Raw genomic sequence first — 16,012 nt, 5'->3', positions numbered from 1 at the left:
GTGTGTTTATTGAACTATCGTTCCCCGTTAGCCTAACGACGTTCTATATTCATTTCGTCTAACAATAATCTCGCTGTATATAAGATATTTGGCTTGTATGCATCTAGTTCTTTTATGCGTTCCTTTAACGCTTCTTGATTCCACAAATGATATTGCGCAGGTAAGGGTATATGAGCCAAATTGTGATAATGCTCTCCAAAATCTATTCCAATAAAGGTATGGCCTTGATGCCATAACCCATCCAGTTCAAGGCATCCAAGTATAATATTTATCTTCCCATTAAGCATGTCATTGAGGATCTGAACTACTCTGTTTTTTACTAGATCATCGCTCACTTCCACGCCCCCAATATTATTCCCAGTCATATACGAAGGCCTTCGCAATGAGGGGCATTATTATTGAACTATCGTTTCCCGTTAGCGGAATGACCTTTCTTAATCAGCGAGAGCACGTTTTATGATCGCTTTTGCTTCAGCAACCAACTTTTCATCTTTATAATCAATTGCCTGCATCATGATCAAAATGGGAATGTATATGGCTATCAATCGAGCTAATATCTTCGTTTCTTCATCGACATCCCCATATTCTTTGAAAAAGTCTGAACGCGCATCCGGAGGCAAAAAGCTATACGCGACATTCAAGTCGCAAGCAGGATGTCCGATATTGATATCTCCCCAGTCGATAATCCCTGAAATTATTCCATTCTCGTCTACCAGCATATTTTTAAAATGAAGGTCTCCATGGAGGAATACGTTTTTGGGTTTCACTTTTTCAGTTCCAAGCTGTTCCAAATAGTTCGATAATTCACGATACTCTTCTTCACTAAAATGAAGGGCAAGGTCGGAAATGAATTTATGCAACTTTTCTTTACGCATTGCAATATCAATCAAATTTCTATGGTCATGTTGAACTCCATTTTCTTGGGCAATTTGCACAGGGAATGCATGTAAGCTTTTTAAAAATTGCGCGAGCGTTGTTGCTGATACCGCACGTTGCTTGTCAGTTAATCCGATTGGAAACTCTCCTGATAAATAGGGGTAGCCTAGGAAAGGTGCAGGATAATTATAATCCCCTTCCCCAAAAAATAGCGGTAACGAATATGCAATGGAACAATAATCTTTAAGCTTAGGTAGTATCTTTCCTTCCATCCTTAAACGATTAATTGCAACTTCTCTTCTTGGAAAGCGAAATACATATTCGACCCCGACAAGAAAAACAGTGTTATCCCAGCCGTATCCTAGTTTTTGTACGCTTTGTGAAGCTAACTGCGGAAACTGACTGCTTATTAATTTATGAGCCAATTCTTCTGATACTTCCCATTCCGCATCCCATTGATTCGTACTTCCCATATCCATTTATCGACTCCCTCACGAAAATAGAAAATAGGCTCGACTAGCCTGTTCCATTTACAACATCATATCATTAATTTGTTCTTCTGTTCGAGAACAACCTTACCGTCTGTTCCTCTATCCTACCCGTTAGCTTAATGAAGAAAAGAGCAGCTGCCGTAGCAAACTGCTCTTGTTGAACTATCGTTGCCCGTTACTTCAATAAAGCAAATGGTTCCTGTTAATTTAAGGTAAGAAAGAACCTTAGGGATGCTTACGGATTTATTGTGGCGGTTGAAAAACGTCAAACATATTTCCAAAAGGATCGTAAAACGTAAAGAAACTTCCATGTCCTTCAATAACGATAGGACTTACTTTCGTATCGAGTTGTAATAGAAAATTATGAAATCCTTTAATGTCCTTAACACGAAATCCGATTGTGTAATGGTCTTGACCATTTACCTTGAATGTGGCTGTAGTATCATCATTTGTCTTGACTAAAAATAAACTAGGACCCATAGAGAAATCTACAAAAGCAAGCTCATCGTTAAGTAGTCCTAGTTTTGCACCCAGTTTTCCACAATACCAATCAACTGCCTTTTCCAAATCGAAAACAGGGATCTCTGTGTACTGAATTCCTTCAATGTATACGTTATTAGCGGTCTGCAGATGTTGATTGTTCATACTTTGCATAGCTAGATCCTCTTTCCATTCTGAGGTTTTACCATATTATTCTACAATTAATTACATTATCCTGCCCGTTAGCGTAATGACTTGACCTGTAACCCTGTGGTACGGTTCTCCGCACTGTCTGTAACGACAAGTTTTATAGCCATCCTTTGTGGAATGGCGCTTTCCTTGAAACATTGATCTAACGCTTTCGTTAGCGTATTATATTCTCAAGCATTTAGTCGTAATAAAGACTTTTCTTCTCCCCAATGTACTACTGTTAACCCACAATTATCGATATGTACTCTTTTCATATGTTCTTGATCTATTTTGAGTACAGAAATTAATACAGCGCATATGACTCCCCAGTGTGTCACCACACCAATATGCTTTCCGACGTGGTTTTTAGCGAGTTCGTTCAACATATCTTCAACACGGTTAGCCACATCGAGCAAACTTTCTCCGCCTGGATAAGGAGTGGAATACCAGTCTTTCTGGTCACGCTCCCACCACTCAGGATGTGCTTGATGCATTTCATCCCAAGTTAATCCTTCGCAAACTCCACCTTGCGCTTCTCGCAATCGATAATCGCTTTTTATTTTGCTAATCCCTAACTGATCAGCGAGAACTTCTGATGTCTGTAAAGCTCTTCGAAGATCTGAGCTATAAATTGAATCTAATTTAGTTTTATAAAGTTTTTTAACCAATATATGTGCTTGTTGTAATCCTAACTCATTAATGGGTACATCAAAGTGACCCATGAGCCTCTTTTCTTTATTCCAATCCGTTTCACCATGTCTCATAATATATAAAGTAATAGACATTTGAATCCCCCATTTGAATATAGTGTATACACACCTAAAATATCAGCATTTCAGAATATTCGAGAAAATCTTATATTCTCCTTTTTGATCGCTTTACTATGACTTATATATTCGATACTTTTCCACTAATCTGCCCGTTATTTTAATAAAAGACATGCTCTTAACATGACTAAAAAATCAAAAAACCCGACCTCACGAGGTCGGGTTTCTTCATGGTATTGGTGGAGGCGAGGGGATTTGAACCCCTGTCCGAAGATCACGCCACACAGGCTTCTACGGGTGTAGTCACAGTTTTGATGTCACCCAAGCAAACGCCCCGTAACCGGCTTTCGCTAAGGTCAGCCTGATTGTCTTCTTCAGCTCACCGCAGGCGGAGATGAGACAGCGTATTCCACTACTTGTTAGCCCCTAATCCAGTCACATGGACGATGCTGGGTAGAAGCACGCACACAGTTTCTTAGGCTGCGAAAGCGTAGTTTGTTTGTTGTTTGCCGTTTAATAGGCTTTAGCGTTGATGAAGCGGACGACTCCCCGCTACCCGCAACCCGCGCTCGTACAATCCCCGTCGAATCCATAAACGCCCCCAATTTTGCATAAACGGCTAGCTGCAGATTAACACTACTCCGAAGAGTAGATCCACACTAACGTTTAGCTCAATTGAAGCTTTAGGATTAAGGATCAGCATCTGACCAAGCAGGCTGTTCCGATTGTCTAGCACGAATGCACTTGCATTTATTGATTGTCTTGCCGTTGCTACTGTCTTAGTATACCACGAATCAGCTGCTTCCGTGCACAATTGTTATTGGCAATCATGGTCGCTTGCTGCCATGGAAATCTACACCTTAGTTAGAAACCTTCTGTTTCTCACGCAGCACACGCTGAATGTCACGCTGAGCATCACGTTTAGCTGCACTATCGCGCTTGTCGTATTGCTTCTTACCTTTACCGAGACCAATCAATAACTTCGCGTAACCATTGCGCACATAAATCTTCAAGGGTACAATAGCATAACCTTCTTGCTTGGATAAGCCTAGAAGCTTATGAATTTGCATCTTGTGCATCAACAGCTTGCGAGCACGCGTTGGATCGGTAGGGTTGTGAATATTCCCTTGCTCGAACGGACTAATGTGCATATTGTGTATGAAAATTTCGCCGTTGCGAATGGTAGCAAATGCATCACTTATATTTGCACGACCCGTTCGCAGCGATTTAATTTCTGTACCCAAAAGCACCATGCCAGCTTCGAAAGTTTCCTCAATGAAATAGTCATGGGAAGCTTTCTTATTCTGGGCGAGCTGCTTGCCGTCACTCTTCTTACCCATGCTAGTCACCTCGACTTAATTAAGCTAAAATAATGGTTGCACGTATACTGGTGTTCATTGTAACAACTTTAACAACGAAAATCAAGGCGGCTACGGAGCATCCCGCTCTGTCGCCCTGCCCAAAAAGGAGATTTCCCATGCTGCTTGAAATCATTGCTACAACTGCAGATGAAGCGGTTACAGCTGTAGTGCACGGTGCGGACCGTGTAGAGCTTATATCCGCCTTTGAAGAAGGTGGACTAACTCCACAAGAGGACGTTACGTTATCGGTGCTTGAGGCGCTTAAACGGCTCGAGCAAGCTAATCATACCCCTATAGCTAAAGTATATCCCGTACATGCGATGGTTAGGCCTCATAGCAATTCCTTTGTTTACGATAAGGCAGATCTTAGTGAAATGACTGCTCAAATGATCAGAATGCGTACATTAGGCGTTCATGCGTTCGTCTTAGGCACACTTCAGCTTGATGGAACTATTAATACGGATGCTTTAGAAAGTTTATTGGAAGCCGCTGGTGATCGTCCTGTTACCTTCCACCGAGCATTTGATGAGGTACCTGACCAAGAAGAGGCGTTAACCACACTCCTAAAATACCCTCAAATCAAATGGATACTTACCTCAGGCGGTAAACCGAGCGTTCTTGAAGCAACAGATCAAATTAATAGGTTGGTTAAACAAAGTATTGGACATACTGTTACCATACTCCCAGGAAGCGGTCTATCGGTTCCTTCATTGCCTGCCTTTATAAAATCTACCGGAGCACAAGCCGTTCATCTCGGAACTGGTGTTAGAACCGGTGGAACAGATTCTCCTATCGATGGAATGCTCGTTCGTCATGCCCGTCAATTACTTAATGAATTCCAATAAAGCAACAAAACAGAAGCTCATTTTATGCACAAAAAAACCGCCCTCAACCTAAAAGGTCAAAGGCGGTTTTATCAACGTTCGTAAGCTACTACAGCTTTACAACGTTTTCTGCTTGTGGTCCACGGTTGCCTTGAACAACGTTAAATTCTACGCGTTGTCCTTCTTCAAGAGTTTTGAAGCCTTCGCCAGTGATTGCGGAGAAATGTACGAATACATCGTTGCCGCCTTCAACTTCGATAAAGCCGAAACCTTTTTCTGCGTTAAACCATTTAACTGTACCTTGTTGCATGTGTAAAAACCTCCAAAAAAATAATATTAATATGCGCCTGGTTTGTCTTTAAACAAAAAATTCACACATTGGAAAGGGTTTCATGACTATAATGATACCCTTTTCAATATGTGAATTCAGGTTCATATTATCGATTGATTTGAGTGTACTATACCCAGAATTAAAATGCAAGTGACGAGCTTAAATATATTTTCCCAAATTGCCCAGATCGCGGCGACTTCCAATTATGCCATAGAACGGAAGTCGCCGCCCTTATTTATTTGCGATTTTTCCGGACAAAAGCAGCTGTGGCGTTACCGCCGCCTCCGCTTTTTTTCTTCCGCTTGCTCTTCACCGCATCGCCGCCGCTGCCTTCCACGCTCGGCAATTCCGCGCCTCGCTCACTACCGACCACGCCGCCCTGCGGCGTATGCCGCCGCTTCGCGCCGCCGCCACTTCCATCGTTCCGCCGCTGCCCGGCTCCACGACCATTTCCGCCTGGCCCGCCGCTATTGCGGATGGGCAGGCCCCACATATCCGTACGCGCATTGTTCACGCGCGATGAATCTCTACCGTTGCCCGGCGACAAATCCGCCTCTTGCCCCGGCCCACGCTCCGCCGGATTTCCACCGTCGTTCACGCCAGCTCCGGCTGCGCCTTCGCCGCCACGTCCGCGCCGCTTGCTGCCGCGCCCGCTATCAGGTGCATCGATGCGCCACGGATTGGCCTGCTCGACAATGCCAACCACGCTGCGATCGACGCCGCCGCCAAATCCGCCGCGTCCGCCTTTGCCTCCGCGACCTTTGCCGCGGCCGCCCTCGGCTGCACCGCCTTGACCTTTACCTCCCGCGTTTGCACCGCGATCCGTTTTACCACGATAACCTTCGGCTGCACCGCCTTGGCCTTTGCCAGCCGCGCTTGCACCACGCTCGTTTTTGCCACGGTAAACTTCGCTTGCGCCACCTTGGCCCTTACCAGCACCGCTCGCTCCGCGCTCGCCTCTTCCGCGGTTGCCCTCACCTGCACCGCCTTGACCTTTGCCGCCGCGATTGCGATCACCGAAACCACCGCGTTTTTTTCCGCCGCGTTCGCCGCCGCCAAAACCACTGCTTGGAATGCCTTTATAGCCGCTGCGCGGCTTCATATCTACAAGCTCGAAATCAATCGTATGCTCCGTCATGCTCACCCGAGTAACGCGAATTTTAACTTCATCGCCAATTCGGTACACTTTGGACGTACGCTCGCCGACCAATATCATATGCTGCTCATGGAAGTTATAGTAATCATCAGACATGTCGCTCAAACGAATTAAACCTTCGACCGAATTGTCCAATTCGATAAACATGCCGAAGCTCGTTACGCTGCTAATAATGCCTTCGAACTCTTCGCCCACTTTATCAAGCATGAATTCACATTTTTTCAACTGCTCTGTGTCACGCTCTGCATCAACCGCTACACGCTCACGTTCTGAGGAATGCTGCGCAATTTCCGGCATCCTTGCCGTTAGCGACTCATGTCTTGCTTCCGTCAATTGGCCTTTGCCATCAAGCACCTCGCGAATGATACGGTGAATGACCAAGTCAGGATAGCGGCGAATTGGGGATGTAAAGTGTGAATAAAACTCAGCTGCAAGCCCAAAATGCCCCAAGCTCTCCGCATCGTATTTCGCCTGCTTCATCGAACGAAGCATCACTGTGGAAATAACGGTCGCTTCCTTCGTTCCGCGAATGTCCTCAAGCAGCGTTTGCAATGCTTTTGGATGAATGGAATTGCCTTTGCCCTTCACGACATAACCGAAGTTTGCTGCAAACTGAACGAAGTTAAGCAATTTCTCTTGTGACGGATCTTCATGAATCCGGTACAGGAACGGCACACGAAGCCAGTGAAAATGCTCGGCCACCGTTTCATTCGCCACGAGCATAAATTCCTCGATGATTTGCTCCGCTACCGAACGCTCGCGCTTCACAATATCAACCGCTTTGCCGTTCTCATCCACGATAACCTTAGACTCTTGGAAGTCGAAGTCAATCGCACCGCGCTTCATTCGTTTCGAACGAAGACGCATCGCTAGATCCTCCATCAAACCGAACATATCAAGCAAGCTGGCGTAACGCTCTTTCAGCTCGGTTTGCGGCTCTTCTTCCGTTGCAGTCAATATTTTTTTCACATTCGTATAGGTCATACGCTCTTTCGTGCGAATCACACTCGTAAACACATCATGACGTACACGATTAAGCGTCGCCGCATCAAATTCCATTTCACATGAAAGCGTCAGACGATCAACCTGCGGGTTGAGCGAGCATATGCCATTCGACAAACGATGCGGCAGCATCGGAATAACGCGATCCACCAAATATACGCTGCAGCCTCTAAGGTATGCTTCTTGATCGAGCTCTGAATTTTCTTTTACGTAATAGCCGACATCGGCAATATGTACACCTAACAAATAATTGCCGTTCTCCAGACGCTTCACATGCACCGCATCATCTAGATCCTTTGCGTCCTCGCCATCTATCGTCACGATGACCTCATCGCGCAAATCTCGCCTGCCTTGCTGCACAATCTCATCGTCTGTAATGGAATCAGGTGCCGCTTCCGCTTCTCTCATCACTTCATCAGGAAAGCCCTCAGGAAGCTGATGCTTGCGAATAATCGACAGGATGTCGACGCCGGGATCATTTTTATGTCCCAAAATTTCGACAATTTCCCCTTCAGCTGCAGAACGCCCTTCTGGGTAGGTAACAATTTTAACGACAACCTTCTGTCCGGAGACAGCGCCTTGATAGCCGCCTTTTGGAATAAAGATATCCCGATTGATCCGTTTATCATCCGGCACGACAAAAGCATAAACCTCGTGATCCTCGAACGTTCCTACGATTTGCGTAACGGCACGTTCTACAATACGGACGACCTCGCCCTCCATCCGGCCTCCATGCTCACTTCTCGAAGTGACACGAACCAGAATGATGTCTCCATTCATTGCGCTCTTCAAATCATTGGCGTGCAAATACACATCTCCATGATCCTTCTCATCCGGGATTAGAAAACCGAAGCCCTTGGCATGCGATTGCAACTTGCCGCGCAATAAGTTCATTCGTTCCGGCACGCCGTAATGATCATTTGGCGTACGAATGATTTTGCCTTCATCCTCTAATTTGTTCAGCAGCTTAAGGAACTCCTTAAACTCCACTGCATCTACGATACCAAAATGTTTCTCAAGCTCTTGGTACGTCATCGGCTTATACGCCGTCTCTCTCATAAAATCAAGCAGTTCCTGCTCGTAATTAATCATTATTAGTTTTTCTCCTCATAAACCTGCCATATTGCTCTAGCGCCATTTGCAGCAGGTTGATAGATTATCATATAACTTGTAGTATACACGAAATGGATGCTCAGCATCCGTGAATATGATGAAAATACAAAAAAAGCGAGGAATATCCTCGCTTTCTGCGTGTGTGTTCGTTATTGTTTTACGAAGTAAGATACAACAAGCGCCAATATGAAGAAACCAGCTGCAAGAGCAACTGTCAAACGTTGCAAGAACAAATCCAAACCGCGCGCTTTCTGTTTTCCGAAAAGGTGCTCAGCGCCACCCGTAATCGCTCCGGACAAGCCTGCACTCTTACCTTTTTGCAACAATACGACAGCAATAAGGCCGACAGAAAATATAACAAGCACGATTTTCAATATGATATCCATTCATTCCACCTCCAGCATAGGAGCTCCGTAGAAACACATAAATCGAGTGTACCATAGATGGGCACAAATTACAATAGGACAGGCCTTATTCTCGCTGTTCACGCAAAGCCATGCTCTTTCAAATAGTTAAAATTATTTGCTGCGCTATCAAGGGAGCTTGAGCTAAATTGCTCCTGCTCCACAAACATATACTTAACGCCTGCAGGCTCAAGCCCTTTTAACAGCTCATCATAACCTACCTCGCCTTTGCCGATTTCTGCATCCTTCCGCCCTTTCAAAAAGTCTTTCAAATGCACGCAAGGAACGCGTCCCTTATATTTCTTCAAATAATCAGCCGGTTTATAACCCGCAATATAAATCCAGCCCAGATCAAACTCCATCTGCAAGAGCTCCTCTGGAACATCCGACAAAATTTGATCGATAATAGGCTTCTTCTCCACCAGCTTAAATTCAAAATCATGATTATGGTAGCCGTATTGCATACCTGTTGCCTTCACCTGCTTTGCGCATTTTGTGAAAACATCAACTAAATATTGCACATTATCCTTTGTCGGAAGTTCAGGAAGCGGCGACCAAGGCGTAATAATATAAGTCACATCAAGCTCCATGGCATATTCAATTTGTCCTTCAAAATCAGACTCCATTTGCTTGGTATCGCTAAAATTCAAAGGTACATGAACGGAGGGGGCAATTAATCCGAGTCCATCCATCTTGCTTTTCAACTCTTTGGCCGGCATTTTGAAATACCCTGTGAATTCTACCGCTTTATAGCCGATTTTGGCTACCTTCTCCAGCGTGGACAAAAAATCGATCTCCGTTTGATCACGAAGAGAATACATTTGAATGCCTATAACAGGTTTCGCCAATCAAACACACCGCCTAATCGTTGATGCTTTACCCTCTTATTATGTCCTGCATGAGCGAAAAAAAAAGAAGGATATGCCTGATGAGGCATACCCTTCTATATAAGCCGCTAAATGCGTCTTATTTTACGTGTTTCAAGTTGTAGAAAGCTGATTTGCCAGCGTATTGAGCTGTCGAACCAAGTTGGTCCTCAATGCGAAGCAATTGGTTGTATTTCGCAACGCGGTCCGTACGGGAAGGAGCGCCTGTTTTGATTTGGCCTGCGTTTGTAGCTACAGCGATGTCAGCGATTGTGCTGTCTTCGCTCTCGCCTGAACGGTGAGAGATAACTGCTGTGTAACCAGCGCGTTTAGCCATTTCGATTGCATCAAAAGTTTCAGTAAGCGTACCGATTTGGTTAACTTTTACAAGGATAGAGTTACCTACGCCTTTGTCGATACCATCGGATAGACGCTCAGTGTTCGTAACGAACAGATCGTCACCAACGAGTTGAACTTTTTTGCCAAGCTTCTCAGTAAGCAATTTCCAACCATCCCAATCGTCTTCAGAACAGCCGTCTTCAATTGTAAGGATTGGGTATTTGTCAGCCCATGAAGCAAGTAGGTCAACGAACTCAGCAGGTGTAAATGATTTGCCTTCGCCTGCAAGCACGTATTTGCCGTCTTTGAAGAACTCAGTGGAAGCAACGTCCATACCTAGGAATACGTCAACGCCTGGCTTGTAGCCTGCGCGCTCGATAGCCGAGATAATTGTTGTAATTGCTTCTTCGTTTGAACCAAGGTTAGGAGCAAAGCCGCCTTCGTCGCCAACAGCTGTGTTAAGGCCTTTATCATGCAATACTGCTTTTAGGTTGTGGAAAATTTCAGCGCCGATACGAAGCGCTTCTTTGAAGCTTTCAGCACCAACAGGAAGAACCATAAATTCTTGAACGTCGATGTTGTTGTCAGCGTGCTCGCCACCGTTGATGATGTTCATCATCGGAACTGGAAGCGTCTTAGCGTTGAATCCGCCAAGGTAAGTGTAAAGAGGTACATCAAGAGCGTCAGCAGCTGCGCGAGCTACTGCCATCGATACAGCTAGAATCGCGTTAGCGCCTAGCTTAGCTTTGTTTGGAGTACCATCAAGCTCGATCATTTTGCGGTCGATAGCTACTTGATCAAGAGCGTCAAGGCCAATAATTTCAGGAGCGATTTCAGTGTTAACATTTTCAACAGCTTTCAAAACGCCTTTACCAAGGTAACGGGATTTGTCGCCGTCACGAAGCTCAACAGCTTCGTATGCGCCAGTAGAAGCGCCGGATGGAACGATTGCACGGCCTTTGCCGCCAGACTCAAGAGAAACCTCTACTTCTACAGTTGGATTCCCGCGGGAATCAAGCACTTCGCGTGCGTATACATCAACGATAATTGACATGAGAGAAAACACTCCTTTTAAAGTTTTATTTTTTGTTGATTAATGTAATGCCCGTCATTTCAGCTGGCTTAGCAAGCTCAAGCAGATCAAGAACCGTTGGTGCGATATCTGCAAGAATACCGCCGTCACGAAGAGTCTCGCCTGCTTTCGTTACGATAAGCGGAACCGGGTTCGTTGTATGTGCCGTAAACGGACGGCCATTCTCGTCGAACACCATGTCAGCATTACCATGGTCAGCCGTGATGATGCAGACGCCGCCTTTGGCTAGTACTGCTTCCACTACTTTGCCAAGGCATTCATCCGTCGCTTCAACCGCTTTGATCGTAGGCTCCAGCATGCCGGAGTGGCCTACCATATCAGGGTTGGCGAAATTCAGAATGATTGCGTCATGCTTGTCAGATTCAATCTCGCGTACCGTGGACTCAGCTAGCTCATATGCGCTCATTTCCGGTTTGAGATCGTACGTTGCGACCTTAGGGGAATTAATAAGCACACGAGTTTCGCCAGGAAGCTCATGATCGCGTCCGCCGCTGAAGAAAAACGTAACGTGCGGATATTTTTCTGTTTCTGCAGTACGTAATTGAGTCTTGTTGTTTTGCACGAGCACTTCGCCAAGCGTATTATCAAGGTTCTTTGGTGAATACGCAACGAATCCGCCAACGGTTTCACTGAATAGCGTCAAGCAGACGAAATACAGATTAACAGGGCGCTTCTCGCCACGGTCAAAGCCGCGGAAGTCCTCGTTCGTGAATACTTGCGACAATTGAATCGCACGGTCAGGACGGAAGTTGAAGAAAATCACTGCGTCCTCGGATTCAACAAGGCCAACTGGCTTGTTTTCACCGTCTACAATAACCGTTGGCATAACGAATTCATCATAAACCGATTTCTCGTAGGATTCAACTACCGCTTGAATCGGATCGAAATATTGAGGGCCCTCGCCATATACCATAGCGCGGTAGGATTTCTCTGTACGCTCCCAACGCTTGTCGCGGTCCATTGCATAGTAACGGCCTTGAACCGTCGCAATGCGGCCTACGCCAACCTCTTCGATTTTGGCTTGAAGACGCTCTAGATAGCCCTTTGCACTGTCCGGGGACACGTCGCGGCCATCAAGGAAAGCATGAATGTATACTTCTTCAAGCTCTTCCTTCTTCGCTAGATCGAGCAATGCGAACAAATGCTCAATGTGGCTATGAACGCCTCCATCCGACAGCAAGCCGTATAGATGAAGCTTTTTGCTATTTGTTTTTACATGGCGAACAGCACCAAGGATCGTCTCATTTTCGTAAAATTCACCATCGCGGATCGATTTACTAATACGAGTCAAATCCTGATAAACGATGCGGCCTGCTCCGATGTTCAAGTGGCCAACCTCGGAGTTGCCCATTTGACCTTCAGGAAGTCCAACCGCTTCGCCGCATGCCGTCAATGTCGTATGCGGATAAGTTGACCAGTAACGGTCATAGTTTGGTTTGTTTGCTTGTGCAACCGCGTTGCCCGTTACATCATCGCGCAAACCGAAGCCGTCGAGAATAATAAGCGCTACAGGTTTCGGAGCAGCCATATTACTTGGCCCCCTCGACCAGTGCAATGTAGGATGCAGGCTCCAAGCTCGCGCCCCCAACAAGTGCACCGTCAATATCAGCTTGACCCATGTACTCAGCTACGTTATTAGGCTTCACGCTGCCGCCGTATTGAATGCGAACCGCATCAGCAGTCGCTTGATCGTAAAGACCAGCAACAACGCTGCGGATATAACCGATAACATCTTGTGCATCCTCGGAAGTAGAAGATTTGCCAGTACCGATAGCCCAGATTGGCTCATAAGCGATAACAACTTCAGCTGCTTGTGCTGCAGATAGGCCTACAAAAGCTGCTTCTGTTTGCACTTTGCATACTTCTTTTGTTTGTCCAGCTTCGCGCTCTTCCAGCTTCTCGCCTACACAAACGATAGGAAGCAAGCCATTTTTAAAGGAAGCATGAACCTTCTTATTTACGATCTCATCTGATTCCGCGAAATAAGCGCGGCGCTCGGAGTGACCGATAATTACGTATTTCACACCAAGATCCTTCAGCATAACGCCGCTGATTTCACCTGTGAATGCACCGTTGTCTTCAAAATGTACGTTTTGTGCTCCAATAGCAATCGACGTACCTTTCGCAGCTTCAACAAGTGCCGGAAGTGTTGTGTATGGCGCGCAGATCACGCTCTCTACACCTGCAACTTCAGCTTTACCTTTAATTTCGGAGAAAAATGTTACAGCCTCGGATACCGTTTTGAACATTTTCCAGTTACCTGCAATAATCGGTGTTCTGTTGCTCATGCGTAATCCTCCTCAAATCTATATAGTTGGGTAAATGTATTATTTATCGTTAAGGGCAACTACGCCTGGAAGCACTTTGCCTTCCATAAACTCTAGGGAAGCGCCGCCGCCTGTCGAGATGAAGTCCATTTTGTCAGCTAGGTGGAATTTCTCAGCTGCTGCTGCGGAATCGCCGCCGCCAATTACAGTATAGCCAGCTGTTTCTGCGCAAGCGCGAGCAACGGCTTGTGTACCATGGGAGAATGGCTCGATTTCGAATACGCCCATAGGTCCGTTCCATACAACCAACTTGGAGTTTTTGATTACATCAGCATAAAGCTCACGTGTTTTAGGACCGATGTCGATACCTTCCCAATCAGCAGGGATGCTGTCAACGTCAACGATTTGTGTGTTAGCGTTAGCGCTGAAATCGTCAGTTACAACGATATCAACTGGGATCAAGAAGTTTTTGCCTAGTTTTTTCGCTTTTTCTATGAACTCAAGAGCCAAATCAAGCTTGCTGTTGTCTACAAGCGATTTGCCGATTTCGTGGCCTTGTGCTTTAAAGAATGTATAAGACAAGCCGCCGCCAATGATGACATTGTCAGCAATTTCAAGCATTTTATCGATTACAGCGATTTTGTCTTTAACTTTCGAACCGCCAACGATTGCTGTGAAAGGACGCTCTGGGTTGTTAAGCGCTTTGCCTAGTACTTCAAGCTCTCTCTCCATAAGAAGGCCTGATACAGCTGGCAAAATGTGTGCAATGCCTTCTGTCGAAGCGTGAGCGCGGTGAGCAGCGCCAAATGCATCGTTTACGAACAGGTCAGCAAGTTTTGCAAAAGCTTTCGCTAGTTCTGGATCGTTTTTCTCTTCGCCTTCATAGAAACGTACGTTTTCAAGCAATAGCACATCACCGTTGTTTAGTGCAGCAACTTGCGCTTCGACAGCTTCACCAATAGCTTCGTTCGCTTTCGTTACTTGCTTGCCTAGCAGCTCAGATAGACGTGCTGCGGAAGCTGTGTGGCGAAGCTCTTCTACTACTTGACCGTTTGGACGTCCAAGATGACTTGCAAGAATAACTTTTGCGCCTTTTTCGATCAAAAAGTTGATTGTAGGAAGCGTTTCACGAATACGTTTGTCATCCGTAATTTTTCCATCTTCAAGCGGCACGTTAAAATCAACGCGAACAAATACTCGTTTACCAGCTAGTTCTGCAACATCACGTACACTTTTCTTATTCATCTATGAAGCCTCCCGAAAATGTGTTATGGAAAGGTATAGCGGTAGAATACAAAAAAAAGAAGGGCGTTCCTTCAAAGAAGAAACGCCCCCATGACTTACGACTCTAGAAGCCGCAAATCAAAAACCTTAGCTCCGCATGCGCGGAATGCTGCGGTCTTTAGTCCGTCTTCTTTGCTTACAGACCTTTGCTAGCAATGTAAGCAGCAAGATCAACTACGCGGTTCGAGTAGCCCCACTCGTTGTCGTACCATGAGATAACTTTAACCATGTTGCCTTCAACAACCATAGTCGAAAGACCATCGATTGTGGAAGAAGCAGGGTCGCTATTGTAGTCGCTTGATACAAGCGGCAATTCGTTGTAGTTCAAGATGCCTTTAAGAGGACCGTCAGCAGCTTCTTTCAATGCTGCGTTAACTTCTTCTACAGTAACGTTAACTTTAAGCTCAGCTACAAGGTCAGTTACAGATACGTTAGGCGTAGGAACGCGCATTGCCATACCGTTTAGTTTGCCTTTAAGCTCAGGAAGAACAAGTGCAACAGCTTTTGCTGCGCCAGTTGAAGAAGGAATGATGTTCTCAGCAGCTGCGCGAGCACGACGCAAGTCTTTGTGAGGAACGTCAAGAACGGATTGGTCATTTGTGTATGAGTGAATTGTAGTCATCATACCTTTAACGATTCCGAATTTGTCGTTCAATACTTTTGCGAAAGGTGCTAGGCAGTTCGTTGTGCAAGAAGCGTTGGAAATAATGGTGTGTGCCGCAGCGTCGTATTTATCTTCGTTAACGCCGATAACTACTGTAATATCTTCGTTCGTTGCAGGTGCGGAGATGATAACTTTTTTAGCGCCGCCTTGCAAGTGAAGCTCAGCTTTTTCTTTCGCTGTGAAAATACCAGTTGATTCAACTACGATTTCAACGCCTACTGAACCCCAAGGAAGGTCTGCAGGGTTGCGCTCTGCGAATACTTTGATTTCGCGGCCATTTACGATAAGCGCGCCTTCTTTAGCTTCAACAGTACCGTCAAGTTGACCGTGTGTTGTATCGTATTTCAGAAGATGTGCCAGTGTTGCAGTATCCGTAAGATCATTTACTGCCACGATTTGAACATCAGGGTTGTTCAGTGCTGCGCGGAATACGTTACGGCCGATGCGACCAAAACCATTAATACCAACTTTAACCATTTTTGTTTCCTCCTAAGCGTTTTTAAAA

At 45.6% G+C, this 16,012-nt stretch carries 15 protein-coding genes and 1 other RNA gene; 1 reads left to right on the top strand and 15 read right to left on the bottom strand.

Annotated elements, in window-relative coordinates; translation table 11 throughout:
* Positions 1–32: 32 nt before the first annotated feature.
* The 6 genes from MHH56_RS01220 to smpB all read right to left on the bottom strand — a co-directional run bounded on the left by MHH56_RS01220 (position 33) and on the right by smpB (position 4,143).
* Complete coding sequence (locus MHH56_RS01220) at positions 33–335, bottom strand: hypothetical protein (protein ID WP_339206041.1); 303 nt, start codon at positions 333–335, stop codon at positions 33–35.
* A gap of 99 nt (positions 336–434) precedes the next feature.
* Entirely contained in the window at positions 435–1,349 is a 915-nt protein-coding gene (locus MHH56_RS01215; protein WP_339209454.1) for a phosphotransferase, read from the bottom strand.
* A 261-nt stretch (positions 1,350–1,610) separates the two neighbouring features.
* Positions 1,611–2,021, bottom strand: a complete 411-nt coding sequence (locus MHH56_RS01210; RefSeq protein ID WP_339206040.1) for a VOC family protein — start codon at positions 2,019–2,021, stop codon at positions 1,611–1,613.
* Positions 2,022–2,227: 206 nt separating this feature from the next.
* Positions 2,228–2,821 (bottom strand): histidine phosphatase family protein, encoded by a 594-nt coding sequence (locus tag MHH56_RS01205; RefSeq protein WP_339206039.1) that lies wholly within the window; start codon positions 2,819–2,821, stop codon positions 2,228–2,230.
* Positions 2,822–3,040: 219 nt separating this feature from the next.
* Positions 3,041–3,406: a transfer-messenger RNA gene (gene ssrA / locus MHH56_RS01200) on the bottom strand.
* A 257-nt stretch (positions 3,407–3,663) separates the two neighbouring features.
* On the bottom strand, positions 3,664–4,143 hold the full coding sequence (gene smpB / locus MHH56_RS01195; RefSeq protein ID WP_076270736.1) for an SsrA-binding protein SmpB: 480 nt from the start codon (positions 4,141–4,143) through the stop codon (positions 3,664–3,666).
* A 137-nt stretch (positions 4,144–4,280) separates the two neighbouring features.
* On the opposite strand from smpB, the gene MHH56_RS01190 reads away from it, so the two are divergent.
* Positions 4,281–5,009 (top strand): copper homeostasis protein CutC, encoded by a 729-nt coding sequence (locus tag MHH56_RS01190; protein WP_339206036.1) that lies wholly within the window; start codon positions 4,281–4,283, stop codon positions 5,007–5,009.
* Positions 5,010–5,097: 88 nt separating this feature from the next.
* Here MHH56_RS01190 and MHH56_RS01185 read toward each other — a convergent pair whose 3' ends face one another.
* From MHH56_RS01185 to gap, 9 genes are all read right to left on the bottom strand, one after another.
* On the bottom strand, positions 5,098–5,298 hold the full coding sequence (locus MHH56_RS01185) for a cold-shock protein (protein ID WP_028609190.1): 201 nt from the start codon (positions 5,296–5,298) through the stop codon (positions 5,098–5,100).
* A 256-nt stretch (positions 5,299–5,554) separates the two neighbouring features.
* A complete protein-coding gene (gene rnr, locus MHH56_RS01180) occupies positions 5,555–8,569 on the bottom strand; it encodes a ribonuclease R (RefSeq protein WP_339206034.1) in 3,015 nt (1,004 codons plus the stop codon).
* A 170-nt stretch (positions 8,570–8,739) separates the two neighbouring features.
* Positions 8,740–8,976 (bottom strand): preprotein translocase subunit SecG, encoded by a 237-nt coding sequence (gene secG, locus MHH56_RS01175; protein ID WP_054025946.1) that lies wholly within the window; start codon positions 8,974–8,976, stop codon positions 8,740–8,742.
* Between the two features lie 98 nt (positions 8,977–9,074).
* On the bottom strand, positions 9,075–9,842 hold the full coding sequence (locus MHH56_RS01170) for a sugar phosphate isomerase/epimerase (RefSeq protein WP_339206031.1): 768 nt from the start codon (positions 9,840–9,842) through the stop codon (positions 9,075–9,077).
* A 118-nt stretch (positions 9,843–9,960) separates the two neighbouring features.
* Positions 9,961–11,253, bottom strand: coding sequence for a phosphopyruvate hydratase (eno, locus tag MHH56_RS01165; protein WP_076270740.1), 1,293 nt, complete (start codon positions 11,251–11,253; stop codon positions 9,961–9,963).
* A 25-nt stretch (positions 11,254–11,278) separates the two neighbouring features.
* Positions 11,279–12,820: a 2,3-bisphosphoglycerate-independent phosphoglycerate mutase gene (gene gpmI / locus MHH56_RS01160; protein WP_339206029.1), complete on the bottom strand. Its 1,542-nt coding sequence runs from the start codon at positions 12,818–12,820 to the stop codon at positions 11,279–11,281.
* 1 nt (position 12,821) lies between these two features.
* The gene (gene tpiA / locus MHH56_RS01155) at positions 12,822–13,580 is read right to left on the bottom strand and encodes a triose-phosphate isomerase (RefSeq protein WP_076270742.1); all 759 of its coding nucleotides are present in this window, start codon (positions 13,578–13,580) and stop codon (positions 12,822–12,824) included.
* Between the two features lie 39 nt (positions 13,581–13,619).
* Positions 13,620–14,804, bottom strand: a complete 1,185-nt coding sequence (locus MHH56_RS01150; protein WP_339206027.1) for a phosphoglycerate kinase — start codon at positions 14,802–14,804, stop codon at positions 13,620–13,622.
* A 175-nt stretch (positions 14,805–14,979) separates the two neighbouring features.
* Positions 14,980–15,984: a type I glyceraldehyde-3-phosphate dehydrogenase gene (gene gap / locus MHH56_RS01145; protein WP_076270744.1), complete on the bottom strand. Its 1,005-nt coding sequence runs from the start codon at positions 15,982–15,984 to the stop codon at positions 14,980–14,982.
* Between the last annotated feature and the right edge of the window lie 28 nt (positions 15,985–16,012).

It is taken from the genome of Paenibacillus sp. FSL K6-3182 (assembly GCF_037976325.1).
Classification (GTDB): Bacteria; Bacillota; Bacilli; order Paenibacillales; family Paenibacillaceae; genus Pristimantibacillus.
Note: the sequence above shows the minus strand (reverse complement) of the source record. Positions and strands in the feature narration are given on the sequence as shown.